We start from the raw sequence: 16,406 nt of genomic DNA on the forward strand, positions 1-16,406 counted from the left end.
CGTGCCCGGTACCTTCCGGTGCCGGCGCTCGGTCAGTGCCTTCCGAGGATTTCGCCGAGGAATTTCCGGGTGCGTTCGTGTTTGGGATCGGAGAAGAATTCGGCCGGCGGCGCTTCCTCGACGATCGCGCCGCTCGCCATGAAGATGACCCGGTCGGCGACCTGGCGGGCGAAACCCATTTCGTGGGTGACGCAGATCATCGTCATGCCTTCCCGGGCAAGGTCGATCATCGTGTCGAGCACTTCCTTGACCATTTCCGGATCGAGCGCCGATGTCGGCTCGTCGAACAGCATCACCTGCGGCCGCATGCAGAGTGCGCGCGCAATCGCCACGCGCTGCTGCTGGCCGCCGGAAAGCTGGGCCGGATATTTTTCCGCCTGCTCGGCGATCTTCACCCGCTCCAGCAATTGGCGCGCCCTTCCCTCGGCCTCCGCCTTGCCGAGCCCCAATGCCCGCATCGGCGCCAGCATGCAGTTCTGCAGCACGGTGAGATGCGGAAAGAGGTTGAACTGCTGGAAGACCATGCCGACTTCGCGGCGCACCGCGTCGATGCTCTTTGCCTGGTGGCCGAGCAGAATGCCGCCGACGCGGATCTCGCCCTGCTGATAGGCTTCCAGATGGTTGATGCAGCGGATCAGCGTCGACTTGCCGCTGCCGGACGGGCCGCAGAGAACGATCTTCTCGCCCTTGCGCACCGAAATGTTGATGTCGTTCAGGGCCTGGAACGCGCCATACCATTTCGCGACGCCAGTCATGCTGATCATCGCATCGGCGCTGGCCTTGGTGGTCGAGATGTCGCTCATGAATGAGCCTCCGGATAGGTCGTCGAGAAAGTCGAGAGCTTGCGGTTCATGGCCTGCCTACCTCACTGACGCCGCGAACTTGCGTTCGAGATGGGCGCCGTAGATCGTCAGCGGGCAGCACATGACGAAGTAGAGGATGCCGACGATCCCGAAGACCGTCAGCGGCTGAAAGATCTGGTTGGAAATTATATTGCCGGCGCGGGTGAGTTCGGTGAAACCGACGATCGAGGCAAGCGACGTGCCCTTGATGAGCTGCACGAGGAAGCCGATCGTAGCCGGCAGCGAGATCCGTAGCGCCTGCGGCAGGACGACGTCCTTCATCCGCGAGACATAACCGAGCGCCAGCGCCTTGGAGGCCTCCGTCTGGCCGCGCGGCACCGCTTCGATCGCGCCGCGCCAGATTTCACCGAGATAGGCACTGGCATGCAGCGTCAGGCCGACAGAGACCGCAGCCCAGGCATCGACCTTGATGCCGATCAGCGCCAGCCCGTAATAGACGACGAAGAGCTGCATCAAGAGCGGCGTGCCCTGGAAGAGGGCGATATAGCCGGCGGTAATCCGCTCCACGAGCGCGACACCGGACGTCCGCGCCAGCGCGATCCCGAGGCCCGCGATGCAGCCGCTGACGAAGCCGATCACCGACAGGGCAACCGTCCACTTGAGGCCCATCAGGAGGAAGAGGAACTCGTCTTGACCCATGATCGTCCCCTCACTTGACCGGATAGGCGAAATAACGGGCCGAGAAGAATGCGAAGAGGCGCATCATCAGCCAGGAGATGACGAGGTAGAAAGCCGTCACGGTGAAATAGACTTCGAAGCTGCGGAAGCTGTCGGATTCGATCCGCTGGGAGACCGACGTCAGCTCGTAGGCCGAGATTGCCGAGGCGATGCTGGTCGTCAGCGTCAGGAGCACGAACTGGCTGGTGAGCGACGGAAAGATCGCCCGCAGCGCCGGCTTCAGGATGATCAGCCGGAACACCTGCGCCTTATGCAGGCCGAGCGCCAGTCCCGCTTCCATCTGGCCCTTGGAAATCGACTGCACGCCGCCGCGGATGATCTCGATCGCATAGGCGCCGCCATTGATGCCGAGCGCGATGATCGCCGTCGGCGTCGGGTCGAGCCGGATGCCGGCGAGCGGCAGCGCGAAATAGATGAAGAAGATTTGCACCAGGAACGGCGTGTTGCGGATCAGTTCGACGAAACCGATCACCAGCCAGCGCAGGGCCTTGATCTTCGACGTGCGCAGCACGACGCCGCCGATGCCGATGACGGTCGCAAGCAGCATGCCTGAGATCGCCAGCATGAACGTCCCGAGACAGGCCGTCAAAAGGTTGGGCATGCCCTCGATGACGGGCGTGAAATCCAGAGTGTAGTTCATGGCAATTCCTAAGGGCAGTTCCTATGGGTCTTCCCTGAAGATCAGGATGCCTTCGCCATTCCGGCCATGGCCTCAATGGCCAGTTCGTAGCCTTTCGCGCCGAAGCCGATCATGATGGCCGTCGCAACGCGGGAAATCAACGAGTTGTGGTAGATGCTCTCCCGGGCATGGACGTTCGAGATATGAAGCTCGATCTTCGGCCCGTCGAACGTCTTCAGCGCATCGAGAAGCGCGATGGACGTGAAAGTATAGGCGGCCGGATTGACGATAATGCCGCACGCTTCCTTGCGCGCCTGATGAACGGACTCGACCAGTTCGCCTTCGAAATTCGTCTGGCGAAAATCCACCTTGAAACCGAGGCCCGCCGCCCGCGCTTCGCAGCATTCGCGGATATCTGCCAGCGTCGTGGTGCCGTAGATCGCCGGCTCGCGCTCGCCGAGCAGGTTGAGGTTGGGGCCGTTCAGCACAAAGATCGTATTGCTCATAACAATGCTCCGGAAGTCGCACTTTCAGGCGCGCCGGCGCCCACGCAGCCGCGCGGCACCGGCGCGGGCATCGCGTTTTCGCGATGCCGCGTCACGAATGTTGAAAAACCAAGACCGATCTCAGCTTCAGTTCGCGGTGAACGGAATGCCTTCGAGGCTTGCCGGGAATTCCGGAACCGGAACCTTCATCCACTTGTCGTAGATCTTCTTCAGCTCGCCATTGGCCTTGATCTTGTCGATGAAGGCGTTGAGCGCGGCGTTGATCTCTTTTTCGCCAAGCCGGGTACCGGCGCCGTTATAGAGCTTCTGGAATTCCAGCTTGTTCTCGAACTTGCCCGGAACGGCCTTTTCCACGCGGTCCATATAGAAGATGTTGCCGCCGAGAGCTTCCGCCTGGCCGGAAACCAGAGCCTGGATGCTCGGCGCGTCACCATCGTAACGACGGATCGTGGCGGATGCCGGCGCGTTCTTGGTGACCTGCGTATCCTGCGCCGCGCCCTTCGCGACGGAAATGGTCATGTTCGCCATGTCTTCGTTGGTCTTGATCGACTTGTCCTTCGGACCGATCAGAACGATGGCGTTGGCATTGTAGGGCTTGGAGAACTGGATGGCCTTGGCGCGATCCGGCAGCATCGCCATGGTCGCGAACAGAACATCGACGCGGCCGGACGTCAGCGCCGGGATGCGGTTGTTGACTTCGAGCGGAACGAATTCGACTTCGACACCGAGTTCCTTGGCGAACAACGCGCCCATATCGGCGTCAAAACCGTCCTGCTTGCCGCCGCTGGTGACGAAACCCCATGGCGGGTTGTCGCCCTGGATGCCGACGACCAGCTTGCCTTTTGCCTTGATCTCGGCGGGCGTGACGGCGGCTGCAGGCTGACCCAGCGATACGGCAGCCATAAGGGCCGCAGCTCCCAGCAGGGCATGGCGGCGCTTCAACTTCATCTCAAACATATTGCTCCTCCTCGAGCGGTCAAACGAGACCCCTGCCAGCACTCCGTTTGCTGACGACGACATAAAACTGCCACGGGAGCATCTTTAAATCAACAGAGTTTTTCTATAATCTATGATAAAGCTCATTTCAGCATGGACATTCGGCCGTAAAATATGAAAGCGATATGCTCCGGCAGGCGTGACAGGTGAATGTGCCGGCGGGGCTCCCGGGAGGAGGATAAAGATGAAGACGTCGATAGCCACGGTATCGATCAGCGGGGAACTGCCCGAGAAGCTGGAAGCGATTGCCAAGGCCGGTTTTGATGGGGTGGAGATCTTCGAGAACGATTTCCTCGCCTTCGACGGCAGCCCGGCGGATGTCGGGAAAATGGTCCGCGATCATGGGCTGGAGATCACGCTGTTCCAGCCGTTCCGAGATTTCGAGGGCATGCCCGCCTCGCATCGCAGCCGCACCTTCGACCGCGCCGAGCGCAAGTTCGATATCATGCAGGAACTCGGCACCGACCTCGTTCTCGTCTGCTCGAACGTCTCGCCGGTCTCGCTCGGCGGTATCGACCGGGCGGCGGCCGATTTCCACGAGCTCGGCGAGCGGGCGGCCAAACGCGGGTTGAGGGTCGGCTACGAGGCACTCGCCTGGGGCCGCCACATCAACGACCACCGGGATGCCTGGGAGATCGTTCGGCGCACCGACCATCCGAATATCGGCCTCATCCTCGACAGCTTTCATACGCTGTCGCGAAAGATCGACATCAATTCGATCCGCTCCATCCCCAAGGACAAGATCTTCATCGTCCAGCTCGCCGATGCGCCGCTGATCGACATGGACCTGCTCTACTGGTCGCGGCATTTCCGCAATATGCCAGGCGAAGGCGATCTGCCGGTGACGGCGTTTGCCACCGCGATCGCCGAGACCGGTTACGACGGTTATTTCTCGCTGGAGATCTTCAACGACCAGTTCCGGGGCGGCTCGAGCCGGGCGATCGCCGATGACGGCTACCGTTCGCTCATCTATCTCGGCGACCAGGTGCGGCGCAGCCCGAACGCATCGGGCCTCACGGTCCGCGACATGCCGGCCCGCGCTGCCGTAAAGGGGGTCGGCTTCGTGGAGTTCTCCTCCGATGAAAAGGATGCCGCCGACCTTGCCGCAATCCTCGCAACGCTTGGGTTCCGAAAGACAGCGAAACACAAGACAAAAAAGGTCAGCCTCTACAGCCAGGGCGATATCCGTCTCCTCGTCAACACCGACGAGAAGGGGTTTGCCAACGCCTCGTTTGCCGTTCACGGCACCTCCGCCTATGCGATGGCGCTGGTCGTCGAGGATGCCGGGCAGGCCTTCGAACGGGCCGTGGCGCTCGGAGCCGAGCCGTTCCTGCAGCAGGTCGCGGCAGGCGAGGTGGAGATACCGGCGATCCGCGGGGTCGGCGGCGGGCTTGTCTACCTGATCGACGACAAGAGCAATCTCGGCCGCTTTTCGGAGATCGATTTCCAGCCCGTCGGCGAGGAGGATGAAGCCCACCTGGCGCCGGCGCATCTCCTTCACGTCGATCACATCGCCCAGACGGTGGCCTATGAGGAAATGCTCACCTGGCTTCTGTTCTATACCTCGATCTTCGAGGCCCAGAAGACGCCGATGGTAGACATCATCGATCCGGCCGGCGTCGTGCGAAGCCAGGTGGTCGAAAACGCCTCCGGCACGCTCAGGATCACGCTGAACGGTGCCGAAAACCGCCGTACGCTCGCCGGGCATTTCATCGCCGAAAAATTCGGGTCCGGCGTCCAGCACCTCGCCTTCCACACCGACGACATCTTTGCGACGGCCGCCGCACTGCGCAAGAACGGGTTCAAGCCGCTGCAGATCTCGCCCAACTATTACGGCGACGTCGAGGCCCGTTTCGGCCTCGATGCGGAGCTTTCGGAGCGGTTGAAGGAAGAGAACATCCTCTACGACCGCGACGAGCACGGGGAATATTTCCAGCTCTACAGCATGACCTATGGCGAGGGTTTCTTCTTCGAGATCGTCGAGCGGCGCGGATACAAGGGCTACGGCGCCCCGAACGCCATCTTCCGCATCGCCGCGCTGAAGAAGGCGCTGCGGCCCGAAGGCATGCCGAGGGTGTGAGCCCGGCTTTTGCCCTATCCTATGAGGAAATTTAGTCTCACCTTACAGTCCGGTGCGATTGTATTAAGTGCAAGTTCTGATTTATATATGAGGATAGACAAAATATCAGAGATATGTCCATGCTGCCGAATACAACTGTCGAGACCGTCGCCGAAAGCAGTTACAGGCGCATCCGCGCGGACATCATCTTCGGCCGCCTTGCACCGGCCCAGAAGCTGAAGCTGGAAAGCCTGAAGGAGACCTACGGGACCAGCGTCAGCACGCTTCGCGAAATATTGAACCGGCTCTCCTCCGAGGGCCTGGTGCTTGCGGAAGGACAGCGAGGGTTTGAAGTCTCCCCGATCTCGGCCGTCGATCTGAGGGAGATCGCGGCACTCAGGCTTCTTCTCGAGACCCATGCGCTCGAACAATCCTTTCAGCGGGGCGACGTAGAATGGGAGGCCCGCCTGGTCTCCGCACATTACAAGCTCTCGCGCATGGAACGGGTGATGGCGACCGGCGATACCAGTCAGGCGGAGGACTGGAAGCGTTATGACTGGGAATTCCACCAGGCGCTGATCTCCGCCTGCGGCTCGAAGCTGTTGATGGATACCCATTCCGTCGTCTTCGACAAATACCTTCGCTACCAGATGGTCGCATTGTCCTATCGCGGCGAGATCGCGGCAAAGGAGCATCAGAAGCTTCTGGATGCGGCGCTGAGGCGGGACCAGGAAATGGCAAAGACGGTTCTGACCGTGCATATCCAGGACGGCGTGGAACATGCGCTCGCCCGCAACTCTCTGTTGTAGATGCGAGCCACGGGTCGCGAACGCAGGACGTGAAACCAGGAGACAAAATGCTGGAGCGAGTGGGCGAAACTGCGGAAACGATCAGCGACATCGTGTTCCGCCAGGTGAAGCAGGATATAATCGCGGGCGTGCTGCCCCCGGGCGCCAAGATCAAGCTGGAGCAGGCCAAGGAGCATTATTCGATCAGCGTTTCCTCGCTGCGCGAGATCCTGAGCCGGCTTACGACTGAAAATCTGGTGATCGCCGAGGGCCAAAGGGGGTTCGAAGTCAGCCCTGCCTCCCGCCGGGAACTGATGGAGCTCGCCGACCTTCGCATCGTGCTGGAAACGCACGCGATGGGCCTGGCATTCGCATCCGGCGACCTCGAATGGGAGGGCCGGATCGTTGCAGCGCATCACAAACTCGCGGCGGCCGAACGTCGGCTCCTGGCCGGCGACGCTTCACGCACCGTCGACTGGGTCCGTTGCGATTGGGAATTCCACCATTCGATCGTCTCGGCCTGCAATTCGACGACCCTGATGTCGAACCTTTCTTCCGTGTTCGACCGCTTCCTGCGCTACCACATGCTCGCCGAAAGTTTCAGGGGAAAGGCGGTTGTCGACGACCACAAAGTGCTGTTCGAACTCGCGCTCGCAAGGGACGTCGAGGGCGCAAGGAACATCATCCGCCGGCATGTGGAAAGTGGCGTCGAGCACGTTCTGAAAAGCAATAGGATATTTTAAGGGCTCTTTCGGCCGCAGGAGAGCAGGCAAATCGTCCATGGTGGAAACGAGTTCACGCGGCGGAGATGGAACGATCCGACGCGCGCGCATCCGATCTGCCGTTGTTTAACCTCTCGAAAAAGCTGTAGCCCTCTGTCCAGCGTCCAAAGCCGCTTGCGATATTGATATGTCCCGCAAAGCCGATCGTCGCCAGGTCGCTGCCCCAGGCGTTGACGTGCCGCTCCAGATCCGGGACGCTCATATAAGGATCGTTCAAACTGCCGATGACGAGGCTCGGGAAGGGAAGCGGCGCCAGCCGTTCTTCACCAAACTCTATCATGCAGGGATGAAGACGCCGCGTCATCTGCAGCGAACATGGCGCGACGAGCAATGCGCCGCGGATTTTTCCGGCGATGCTGCGCCCGGCATAACTCGCTGCCAGAAGACATCCAAGGCTGTGCGCAACGAGAAAGGCTCCATCCACCGCCAAAAGCGCCCTGTCCAGTTCCGCCTGCCAGTCCTCGAGGATAGGACAACTCCAGTCCTCCTGCTCGATGACTGACGCATTGGTGCGCTCTCTCGCCCAATGGCGCTGCCAGTGACCTTCCGGCGATCCGTTCAGTCCGGGCAATATAAAGGTCGGGGACATGCTAACCTCCGTGACCTATCGCAACCGAGGGAAACAGACTTCAGAACACCTTTCCTTCCCGGAGGTGCGTGACCGTTCCGTTGAGCAGGTAGTCGCCTACGACGCGCGACTTGTGCAGCAGCGGATTATGGTTGAGGACCGTGCGGATATTGCGCCAATGACGGTCGAAATTGTTGTTGCGGGAGGTGGCGGAACCGCCCCCGAGTTCGAACATGCGTTCCGCGCTGCGCGGCCCGAGCTGGCCGAGCACAAGCTGCGTGCGCGCGGTCTTGAGCGCGCTCGTCACCAGGGCCTTCTCGATCTCCGCCTCGTCACCTTTGCCGAAGGCAGCAACGGTTTGGTCCAGAGCCTCCGCCGCTGCCGCGACAGCTGCGTCGATCGCGAAGGAATTGGCGGCAATCTCCCCGATCACCTGCTGTACGAATGGATCCTGATTGGCCGTGTCCGCCATGCTGTGGGCTGCCGAACGCGCCTGCCTTTGGACATAGGCGATCCCGTCCGAGAGAACGTTGCGGACCGCACCCGCGGCACTTGCGGCCAGATGCAGCTGCCGCAGCGTCGAACAATGGCGGCCGACGAGATTGTCGAGGCCGCGTGTCGCAAACTCGTGGGGAAACACCTCCACATTTTCCAGAAGAACGCCACCGCTCGCCGTCAGGCGCTGACCCATTCCGTCCCAATCGTCGAGAATCCTGATGCCTTCCCGGTCGACCGGCAGGAGAACGCCGACGGTCTGCCCCTGCTCGTCCAGAGCGCTGAAAGAGGCGAAATCCGCAAAGGCGGTGCCGGTTGCATACCATTTGCGGCCATTGAGACGGTAGGTGTCGCCCTCGCGCACGATCGTCGTCGTCACCTGCCCCGGCCGCGCGGTTCCCTGTTCGGTATGGGCGCCGCCAAACAGTTTTCCCGCAAGAATGAGTTCGACCGCGCCGGCATCCCTCTCCCGCGGTTCGCTGAGGATGACATTTTCGACATAGTTGAAATGAGAGCGCAACGCATGCGCCACGTTCGAGTCCGCCGCGCCTATCGCGGCGATCATCTCTATGTAATCGGCCACAGACCCGCCCGGCCCGCCAAGTGCCGCCGGGATGCGTAGCGTGCCGAGGCCCAGTTCCCGGAATAGCCGGAAGGCTGCGAAGGGCAGTTCGCGATCGAGATCGCGCTGCGCCGCGCCCCTGGCGATTTCGGCGGTGAAAGCCGGGATGCGGGCGAGAATCTCCTCACGCGTCGGACCTCTGTTGGGCTGCAATTTGGCGATACTCAAGCGACTGTCTCCGGACATGGAAAAGCAAATGTGGCCGGGCCCAGGCCCGGCCATATCGAGGATCGATCAATCTTCGAGATAGATATCGGCGCCGTTGCTCCAGAGATCCTCGACGCCCGTCTTCAGGTTCTTGATCCGCTTGTCGTAGACGGTGATCACCGACGGTGTGACGATGTCGAGCGTCGGCAGATCCTGTACGACGAGCTTCTGGAAGTCGTTAAAGAGCTGCAACCGCTTCTTCGGATCGACCTCGACTGCGGCCGTTTCGAGCAGGCGGTCCACTTCCGGATTGAAGTATTTCGAACCGTTGGTGAAAGGCACTCCGGGCTTGAAGTTCTTCGACCAATACAGTCGCTGCACGCCAACCGTCGGATCGTAGAGATTGCTCATGCCCTCGATGGCGATGTCGAAATCGCGATCGGTGAAGACCCGCTTCACGAAGGTGGCGAAGTCCTGGCTGCGAAGTTCGACCTTGATGCCGACCTTGGCAAGCGCCTGGGCGAAATATTCAGCCGTCTGCTTGGGAGGACCAGAGGGCTGGGTCGGATCGATGAACAGCTTGAAGCGGAACCCGTCGGCGCCGCGCTTGTAACCGGCTTCATCCAGAAGCTGGTTCGCCTTGGCCGGATTGAACTCGTATTTGGGGAGGTCGGGGTTATGGAATTTCGCCAGGTCGGGGCTCACCGGCCCGTCGAGGCGCGTCGCATAACCGAGATAGACCGTATTGACGATGAAATCCTTGTCTACCGCGTGCGCGATCGCGTGACGCACCTTGATGTCTGCTAGATACTTGTTTTCCAGGTTGAATTCGGCGCGGGCAATGCTGGGCGAATAGGCGGCCGGGGTCGTGTCGACGACCAGGTTCGGATTGGCCTTCAGCCGGTCGATATCCGTGAGGGGCAGATTGGCGGTCGAGACCTGCACCTCGCCGGTTTCGATCGCCGCCACCGCTGCGGCGGGGTCGATGATGAAGCGGAAGATGATCTGGTCCAGATAGGGCTTCGGCGAACCCCAATAGTCTTCATTGCGGACGAAGAGCGCGTGGCTGCCGCGCACCCACTCGACGAACTTGTAGGGACCGGTGCCGACCGGCGCGACGTTATGCGGGTTCTCGGCGATCTTCGTGCCTTCGTAGAGATGCTTCGGCACGATCGGTGCTTCGAAGCTTGCGAAGGCGCTCAATAGATAAGGCGCAGGCTTGGAGAGAATGAGCTCGACCTCATGGGTGTTGAGCGCATTGGCCTTCTGCACATAAGCAAAGGTCGCCCGGCCGCGCGGATGATTTTCCTTCAGCGCGAGAATGGAGAAGGCCACGTCTTCAGCGGTGAAATCCTTGCCGTCGTGCCATTTTACGCCCTGACGTAGCTTGAACCAGTAGCGCAGACCGTCTTCGCTGACTTTCCATTCGGTTGCCAGAAGCGGCTGCGGGTTGAAGTTACGATCGTAGGTCAAGAGACTTTCGGTCGCCTTGCCGCTGATATAGTAGGCCGCGCCGGCGCTATGGGCGATGAGCACCAGAACCGGCGGTTCGGTGCCTATATTGATCGACACCGAACCGCCGCGAGGTGTCTCGTCCTGTGCCCGAGACACATGCGGGACGGCGGCCGCGGCCGCAAGCGCAACCGTGGAAAGCAGGAAGGCGCGGCGGGTCGCCGTCGGTACGCGTGAAGTTTTGATCGTCATGAGATATCCCCCAAAGCAGCCATTCGCGAAGCGGAACAGCCTGGATTTCGTCCGGCACCCAAGCGAGGGTGATTGGCTTGACGATATAAAATCTACTAACTTTATCGAGATACTCTATTTCTAAAGCTCCAAGCCTATTTGAAAAAAGCGACGGGTTTTTGCGGATTTTCGGAGAATTTTTGGCGGGTGCCGGCAAAAGCTGTCGATCTCCGCAAATTTTATTCTCAAAAGGAAGCTCGTGCCGCAGACGGACCTTCCGTCCCCGAGGCGAACGAAATCCCACGAACTGCCGTCGCGTTGAAAATCCGTCCCACGATCGCTCCGGAAAACGCAATCGACAAAGTCTATCAAAGAAATAGACTAAAGCTGCCCGACGCGGCGCTCGACAGAAGGTACGGGCGACGGCCCGGGCACTGAAATCGGATCGCCTTCAGGAGCTATTGATGCAACCCGAATTTATCGGCCATACGTCCAATCGCGAGGGTTCGGACATCGTCCCCGCAGTCGGGCCGGTCATCGACAAGGCCTATATCCGCAGCCACGTTCAGGCCGCGGAGGCCGCCGGCATCGACCGGCTGCTGATCGGCCAGTTCGCCCAATGGCCGGACAACAACCAGATCGCGTCCTATGTCTTCAGCCAGACGGAGCGTATCGGAGCGCTGCTTGCCCATAGGCCGGGACTGATGGCACCGACGCTCGGCGCCCGCCAACTCGCCACTCTCGATCAGTTTTCGGAAGGACGCGTCTGGGTCCATATCATCACCGGCGGTTCCGATTCCGACCAGGCCCGCGATGGCGATTTCGAAGACCACGATACGCGCTACGCCCGTACCGACGAATATCTGACCGTGCTCAAGAAGGTCTGGGAGAGCGACCAGCCCTTCGACCACGAAGGCCGCTTCTATAAGTTCAAGGGCGCCTTCAGCCAGGTGAAGCCATTCCAGAAGCCGCGCATCCCGATCTCCTTCGGCGGGTCATCGGACGCTGCGATCGCGGTCGCCGGCAAGCACGCGGATATCTATGCGCTCTGGGGCGAGCCGCTGGACGGCACACGCGAGACGATCGACAAGGTTCGGGCGGCAGCCGTCGCCAACGGCCGCTCGCCCCACGACATCCGCTTCACCCTCGCCTTCCGTACGGTGGTGGCAGATACGGAAGATGCTGCCTGGGAAAAGGCGGCCGGCATCCTGCAAAAGGTGAAATCCCAGGTCGCGAGAGTGGCCGGCGGCAATGGCGAGAAACTGCCTTCGAATGTCGGCTCGGTGCGCCTGCGCGAGGCGGCGAGGCGGGGCAAGATGCTCGACAAGCGGCTGTGGACGGAAGTCGCCGAAGCAAGCGGGGCCGGCGGCAATTCCACGGCACTGGTCGGGACACCCGAGCAGATCGCCGATGCCATCCTCGACTATTACGACGCCGGTGTCTCCAACTTCCTGGTCCGCGGCTTCTATCCCACCCAGGACACCGTCACCTACGGGCGGGACGTCGTGCCGCTCGTCAAGGCGGGGATTGCCGAACGTGAAGCCAGAAAGGTAGCCGCAGAATGACCGCGCCGCTCGATATCGTCGATATTCATACGCATCTCTGGCCGCCGGCCTGGGGGCCGGGTGGAAAATACGCCAAGCCCGCCAGCGGCTTCGCGCCGGAAATCTACCGCAGGATCACCACGCCGCAGGCGCTGGTGGACGAGTTCGAAGCGGCAGGCGTCTCCCTTGCAATCGTCACTGCGACGATCGAAAGCCTGTTCGGCGCCGAAGGGCCTGTCGATCCCGCCGCTGTTCAGGAGGCCAACGACTGGCTTGCTACTCTCCCGCACTACAGTCAGTCGCTGGCCGGCTTCGCCGTCACCGACGCATTCAGCGGCGAGGCCGGTGCACGCGAGGCGGAGCGGGTGCTCGGCGAACTTGGATTGTCGGGCCTCGTGATCGACTCCTCGCGCGACGGAAAGTTCCTTTCGGATCCCTCCGTCAGGCCGACGCTGGAAGTTGCGGCGCGCTACAAGGTCCCGGTGTTCGTCCATCCGGTCGCTCATCCCAATTCGCAGGCGCTGATCGCCGGCGCCGGCATGCTGGGCAATTCGCTCGGCCGTGGATTGATGAACGGCGTCGCCTTCCTCTCCGTTATCCAGTCGACACTGCTCGACGACTTGCCGGATCTTCACCTCATCTTCGCCACCCTTGGCCTCGGCGCGATCGTCCAGGCGGCTCGCGGCGGGATCTATGGCCGCGCGGAACGGGCTGCCGGCAAGCGGCCGAACATCTACTTCGATACGATGGGCCATGACCCGGCGATCATTCGAACGCTCACCGGCTTCTTCAGTGCCGAGCGAGTTCTGGCCGGTACCGACTGGCCGATCCTTGCCGCCCTCGACAAAAGGAGCTTTGCGGCGAGCCTCGCCGAAGCCGGCCTTTCGGAGGCGGAAGCCCGGCTCGTTGCCGGCGGCAATGCGAGGCGGTTGCTTGGCTTGCGTGATGTCCAGGCGCAAGCCGCGGAATAAACCATCCCGCCATGCAAAGGCCCCGGACCAAAATCCGGGGCTTTATCTTTAGTCGATGCCCGGCCGTCTGGCGGCCGGGCGAAAATCGATCAGGCAACCCGCTGCGGGCGGGTAAGCGGAATGACTTCGCCGGATGCAGTTCCCGAACGCGGAACACGGCCCTCAACCGGATGGCCGGGATCGGTAAAGCCCGGAGTGGACGGGTGGCCGGTCGCAACCAGCCGGTCCACGAGTGCTTCGTCTTCGGCATCGAGCTTCACGTCGAGCGCCCGGATATAGCCATCCCACTGTTCTTCCGTGCGCGGTCCGGCGATCGCAGACGTGATGAGCTTGTTGTTGAGCACCCAGGCGAGCGCGAAATCGGCAGGCGAAATGCCCTTGGCCTGCGCATGCGCGGCGATCTGCTTGGCGATGGCGATCGACTCCTCGCGGAACTCGACATCGTGCATGCGCTTGTCGCCACGGCCGGCACGGGTATCGGCAGCCGGAGCTTCGCCGACATTGTACTTGCCGGTCAGCACGCCACGGGCCAGCGGACTGTAGGAGACGACGCCGAGACCGTAAGCGGCGGCTGCCGGCAGCTGCTCGGCTTCGGCCGTCCGGTTGACGATATTATAGAGCGGCTGGCTGGCGATCGGACGGTCGATGCCGAGCTGGTCGGCAAGGTGTGCGACTTCAGCGATGCGCCAGCCGCGGAAGTTCGAGACACCGAAATATCGCAGCTTGCCGGCCTTGATCAGATCGGCGATGGCCCGCACCGGCTCTTCCAGCGGCGCATCGAAGACGGCGCGGTGGAAGTAAAGGATGTCGATATAGTCCGTGCCGAGATTGCGCAGCGAATTTTCGACGGTCTGATAGACCCACTTGCGGGAATAGCCACCGAGGTTCGGCCCCTTGTTGTGGGAGTTGACGAACTTGGTCGCCACCACCCAGCTGTCGCGGTTCTTCTTGATGCCGCGGCCGACCACCTGCTCCGACTTGCCGTCATGGTAGACGTCGGCGGTGTCGATGAAATTGATCCCCTGCTCATGCGCCTTGTCGATGATGCGGAAGGCGACGTCGTCCGGCGTCTGATTGCCGAACATCATGGCCCCCAGCATCAGGGGCGAAACCTTGAGCGCGCTGCGTCCCAGATAACGATACTCAACCATATGAAACTCCCTTTCAGTTGATGTGGTCCGCGAAATGGCACGCGACCTGATGGCCGGGCGCGATCTGGCGGAATTCGGGTTCCTGTGTGCGACACCGGTCGGTCGCGAGCGGGCAGCGGGTATGGAACCGGCAGCCGGATGGAATGTCGCTGGGGCTTGGCAGGTCGCCGCCGAGCGGGGCTGCCTGGCGCGGCCGCGCCGGATCGGGCACCGCCTCCATCAGCGCCCGCGTATAGGGATGCCGCGGATCGGACCAGAGCGTCGCGTTGTCGGCGCTCTCCACGATCCGCCCGAGATACATGACCATAACGCGGTCGGCGAAATAGCGCACCACCGAAAGATCATGGCTGATGAAAAGATAGGAAAGGCCGAATTCCTTCTTCATCTCGACGAGCAGATTGAGGATCTGCGCCTGGATCGAAAGGTCGAGCGCCGAGACGGGCTCGTCGCAGACAATCAGTTCCGGGTTGAGCAGCAGCGCCCGGGCGATCCCGATGCGCTGACGCTGGCCGCCGGAAAATTCGTGCGGATAACGGCTGACCGACTCCGCCGGCAGCCCGACCTTGGCGACGATGTCGGCGACGATCTGCCGCCGCCCGGCACGATCTCCGACCCTGTGAACGACAAGCGGCGCTTCGAGGATCTCGCCGATCGTCTGGCGGGGATTGAGGGAGGCGAACGGATCCTGGAAGATCATCTGGATCGACTTGCGCACGCCTCGCAGGCTGCGCTGGTCGAGGACGGTAATATCCTCGCCCTTGAATACGATGCGGCCCGCCGTCGGATCGACCAGTCTGAGAACCGTCTTGCCGAGCGTGGACTTGCCGCAGCCGCTTTCGCCGACGAGGCCGACCGTCTCGCCGCGCTCGACGACGAGGTCGATACCATCGACGGCGCGCAACAGGCCGTCCCGGCTCCTGTAGTGGGTCTTGAGGTCAGTGACTGAGAGCAGCGGCATGCGGCACGGCCTTGATGGATGTCGTGAAGGGGCAGGCAACCAGCCGGTCGGCGGCCGGAACGATCAATTGGGGCACGTTGTGGCCGCAGCTGGCGCGCGCCTGGTTGCATCGCGGCCGAAAGGGACAGCCCGTTTCGCCGGTGGCCGAGACGATTGAGCCCGGGATTTCGGTGAGGGCGCCGTCGCGATAGTGAAAATCGTGCTTCAACCGCGGCGAAGCCGCCAGCAGGCCGCGCGTATAGGGATGCAGCGGATCGTTGAAGAGATCTTCCGGCAGCGCCTGTTCCACCTTGCGGCCGGCATACATGACCACCACCTTGTCGGCCCATTGCGCCACAACGCCGAGATCGTGGGTGATCAGGACGACGGCCATCTGCAGTTCTCGCCGCAGCGTGTCCAGAAGATCCAGCACCTGTGCCTGGATGGTCACGTCGAGCGCCGTGGTCGGCTCGTCCGCGATCAGCAGTTTCGGCTTGCAGGCAACGGCGATCGCAATCATCACACGCTGCCGCATGCCGCCGGAAAGCTGGTGCGGATAGTCGTCCACCCGCTTTTCCGGCGCGGGAATGCGGACGAGCTTCAGAAGCTCGATCGCCCGTTCCCGCGCCGCCCTGCCCGACAGCTTTTCATGGACCTTCAACACTTCGGCGATCTGCCGGCCGATGGTCATGACCGGGTTGAGACTGGTCATCGGCTCCTGGAAGATCATGGCGATCTCGCGGCCGCGCAGATGCCGCATCTCGCGCTGATCGAGCCTGGCAAGGTCACGCCCGCCGAAGACGATGCGGCCATTCGGGATCTGTGCCGCGCGTGGCAACAGCTGCATCAGCGCCAGCGCGGTCAGCGACTTGCCCGAACCGGATTCGCCGACGATTGCCAGCGTCTCGCCCTCGGCAATCTCGAACGAGAGATTGCGCACGGGCTCGGCGCGGGGAAAACGGATGGTCAGGTTATCGACTTGAAGCAATGAAGCCAT

At 61.8% G+C, this 16,406-nt stretch carries 16 protein-coding genes; 5 read left to right on the forward strand and 11 right to left on the reverse strand.

Annotated elements, in window-relative coordinates:
- Nucleotides 1-32 precede the first annotated feature (32 nt).
- From J2X76_RS24600 to J2X76_RS24620, 5 genes are all read right to left on the reverse strand, one after another.
- Nucleotides 33-764, reverse strand: coding sequence for an amino acid ABC transporter ATP-binding protein (locus J2X76_RS24600; protein WP_113128393.1), 732 nt, complete (start codon nucleotides 762-764; stop codon nucleotides 33-35).
- A gap of 96 nt (nucleotides 765-860) precedes the next feature.
- Nucleotides 861-1,502: an amino acid ABC transporter permease gene (locus tag J2X76_RS24605; RefSeq protein WP_310220058.1), complete on the reverse strand. Its 642-nt coding sequence runs from the start codon at nucleotides 1,500-1,502 to the stop codon at nucleotides 861-863.
- A 10-nt stretch (nucleotides 1,503-1,512) separates the two neighbouring features.
- A complete protein-coding gene (locus J2X76_RS24610; RefSeq protein ID WP_310220059.1) occupies nucleotides 1,513-2,181 on the reverse strand; it encodes an amino acid ABC transporter permease in 669 nt (222 codons plus the stop codon).
- Nucleotides 2,182-2,222: 41 nt separating this feature from the next.
- Entirely contained in the window at nucleotides 2,223-2,666 is a 444-nt protein-coding gene (gene aroQ / locus J2X76_RS24615; protein ID WP_310220060.1) for a type II 3-dehydroquinate dehydratase, read from the reverse strand.
- Nucleotides 2,667-2,792: 126 nt separating this feature from the next.
- Nucleotides 2,793-3,623 (reverse strand): transporter substrate-binding domain-containing protein, encoded by an 831-nt coding sequence (locus tag J2X76_RS24620; protein WP_310220062.1) that lies wholly within the window; start codon nucleotides 3,621-3,623, stop codon nucleotides 2,793-2,795.
- Between the two features lie 223 nt (nucleotides 3,624-3,846).
- Here J2X76_RS24620 and J2X76_RS24625 point away from each other — a divergent pair, with 223 nt between their 5' ends.
- The 3 genes from J2X76_RS24625 to J2X76_RS24635 all read left to right on the forward strand — a co-directional run bounded on the left by J2X76_RS24625 (nucleotide 3,847) and on the right by J2X76_RS24635 (nucleotide 7,252).
- Complete coding sequence (locus J2X76_RS24625) at nucleotides 3,847-5,742, forward strand: TIM barrel protein (protein WP_310220063.1); 1,896 nt, start codon at nucleotides 3,847-3,849, stop codon at nucleotides 5,740-5,742.
- Between the two features lie 119 nt (nucleotides 5,743-5,861).
- A complete protein-coding gene (locus J2X76_RS24630) occupies nucleotides 5,862-6,530 on the forward strand; it encodes a GntR family transcriptional regulator (protein ID WP_113128394.1) in 669 nt (222 codons plus the stop codon).
- 47 nt (nucleotides 6,531-6,577) lie between these two features.
- Nucleotides 6,578-7,252: a GntR family transcriptional regulator gene (locus J2X76_RS24635; protein WP_113128351.1), complete on the forward strand. Its 675-nt coding sequence runs from the start codon at nucleotides 6,578-6,580 to the stop codon at nucleotides 7,250-7,252.
- Nucleotides 7,253-7,304: 52 nt separating this feature from the next.
- Here the strand turns inward: J2X76_RS24635 and J2X76_RS24640 are convergent, their stop codons facing one another.
- The 3 genes from J2X76_RS24640 to J2X76_RS24650 form a co-directional block, all read right to left on the reverse strand.
- A complete protein-coding gene (locus J2X76_RS24640; protein WP_310220065.1) occupies nucleotides 7,305-7,880 on the reverse strand; it encodes an alpha/beta fold hydrolase in 576 nt (191 codons plus the stop codon).
- 40 nt (nucleotides 7,881-7,920) lie between these two features.
- Entirely contained in the window at nucleotides 7,921-9,144 is a 1,224-nt protein-coding gene (locus J2X76_RS24645) for an acyl-CoA dehydrogenase family protein (RefSeq protein WP_405030082.1), read from the reverse strand.
- A gap of 66 nt (nucleotides 9,145-9,210) precedes the next feature.
- Nucleotides 9,211-10,827 carry an ABC transporter substrate-binding protein gene (locus J2X76_RS24650; RefSeq protein ID WP_310220069.1) on the reverse strand — a complete coding sequence of 539 codons (1,617 nt, stop codon included), beginning with the start codon at nucleotides 10,825-10,827 and terminating at the stop codon, nucleotides 9,211-9,213.
- 443 nt (nucleotides 10,828-11,270) lie between these two features.
- Here J2X76_RS24650 and J2X76_RS24655 point away from each other — a divergent pair, with 443 nt between their 5' ends.
- Both J2X76_RS24655 and J2X76_RS24660 read left to right on the forward strand, forming a co-directional pair.
- Complete coding sequence (locus J2X76_RS24655) at nucleotides 11,271-12,371, forward strand: LLM class flavin-dependent oxidoreductase (protein ID WP_310220071.1); 1,101 nt, start codon at nucleotides 11,271-11,273, stop codon at nucleotides 12,369-12,371.
- Complete coding sequence (locus tag J2X76_RS24660) at nucleotides 12,368-13,321, forward strand: amidohydrolase family protein (RefSeq protein ID WP_310220073.1); 954 nt, start codon at nucleotides 12,368-12,370, stop codon at nucleotides 13,319-13,321. The genes J2X76_RS24655 and J2X76_RS24660 overlap by 4 nt, the downstream gene beginning before the upstream one ends.
- Nucleotides 13,322-13,410: 89 nt before the next feature.
- Here the strand turns inward: J2X76_RS24660 and J2X76_RS24665 are convergent, their stop codons facing one another.
- Genes J2X76_RS24665 through J2X76_RS24675 form a run of 3 tightly spaced genes read right to left on the reverse strand, consistent with a single transcriptional unit; the run spans nucleotide 13,411 to nucleotide 16,406 of the window.
- The gene (locus J2X76_RS24665; protein WP_310220075.1) at nucleotides 13,411-14,472 is read right to left on the reverse strand and encodes an aldo/keto reductase; all 1,062 of its coding nucleotides are present in this window, start codon (nucleotides 14,470-14,472) and stop codon (nucleotides 13,411-13,413) included.
- 13 nt (nucleotides 14,473-14,485) lie between these two features.
- On the reverse strand, nucleotides 14,486-15,430 hold the full coding sequence (locus J2X76_RS24670; RefSeq protein ID WP_310220078.1) for an oligopeptide/dipeptide ABC transporter ATP-binding protein: 945 nt from the start codon (nucleotides 15,428-15,430) through the stop codon (nucleotides 14,486-14,488).
- Nucleotides 15,408-16,406, reverse strand: a complete 999-nt coding sequence (locus tag J2X76_RS24675) for an ABC transporter ATP-binding protein (protein ID WP_310220080.1) — start codon at nucleotides 16,404-16,406, stop codon at nucleotides 15,408-15,410. Before J2X76_RS24675 ends, J2X76_RS24670 begins: the two co-directional genes overlap by 23 nt.

It is taken from the genome of Neorhizobium sp. 2083 (assembly GCF_031455615.1).
Classification (GTDB): domain Bacteria; phylum Pseudomonadota; class Alphaproteobacteria; order Rhizobiales; family Rhizobiaceae; genus Neorhizobium.